Source organism: Corynebacterium striatum ATCC 6940 (assembly GCF_000159135.1).
GTDB lineage: Bacteria > Actinomycetota > Actinomycetes > Mycobacteriales > Mycobacteriaceae > Corynebacterium > Corynebacterium striatum.
In genome coordinates this window covers 1-976 of sequence record NZ_GG667541.1, presented here as the reverse complement: position 1 = coordinate 976, position 976 = coordinate 1, and the positions used below count along the sequence as shown (strand labels likewise).

Here is a 976-nt window from a genome sequence, read left to right as displayed (position 1 = left end):
CGTCCAACAGCTGTTTGACGTGCTGAAGTGTTGTAGGTTGGCGTGCATCGAGAAACTTGGTCATGGTTTGATGCGAGCGTTCATCTTTGCCTTGGGTTTGCGGGCCAAAACCTGCAATGGACCAGATACCTTGGGCGGCGAGCCAGCGCTCGGTATCGGACAACCGGCCCCGGTGATAGGTGGCGAAAGCTTCACCGTTATCGGTCAAAAGTTCCTGCGGGCGACCATACGTTTCTATTGCTGCGGCCAAGGTAGTGCGAGCATCGAATCCGTTTTCTTTGGCGGCGAAGGCTTGTGAGCCCAGATCAAACCGGCTGGCATCATCAACCAGCTGGTAGATAGTGATCTGGGTATGTGGAGTGTCAAAGAGTCGGTAGACAAACCCGTCGAGTTGCCACAGCTCATCGACTTTATCGCGTGCCCAGCGTTTAAAGCTTTTACGAGGACGTTTACGGGCATTGGCCTCAGCAACACCAGCTTCGTGGAGCCAAAGCGCAATCGTAGACCGTGCCGGTGGGTGCTCTAAACCAAGGTCATCAATGAGGTAGTAATAGATTGACCACGGGCCATAGTCCCGTCCCTGGGCCTTGAGCACTGATCGAGCTGTGATGACTTTCTGACGAAGGTGATCATCGTAGATTCTGGCTGGGGAATGCGGGGCGGTGGAGTCAGGCAGGATGCCTGCACGGCCGCGTTGTTCAACGCGGCGTTTGATGTTGGCATAGGTTTGGCGAGATACGCCAATATCCTTGCAGAATTGGGTGACGGTTCGTCCGTCTCTTACTGGGTCGAAGTCCGCTATTTTCTTGCGGAGATGGGTTGAAATAGCCATCTTGGTATTCCAACCCACCGACTGTCCAAAAAGTCTTGAGACATCACGACAAGGAAGTCTTTGGACTCCGTGACCAAAAACTATCTGGACTCCCCGTCCAAAAAGCCATTAGACTCCGTGACCAAAAACTCCATAGACATCACA

1 pseudogene is annotated in these 976 nt (G+C 53.2%); it reads right to left on the bottom strand.

Features of this window, described 5'->3' with window-relative positions:
* Positions 1-832 (bottom strand): annotated as a pseudogene (locus tag HMPREF0308_RS12640) (DDE-type integrase/transposase/recombinase); the annotation flags it as partial.
* Between the last annotated feature and the right edge of the window lie 144 nt (positions 833-976).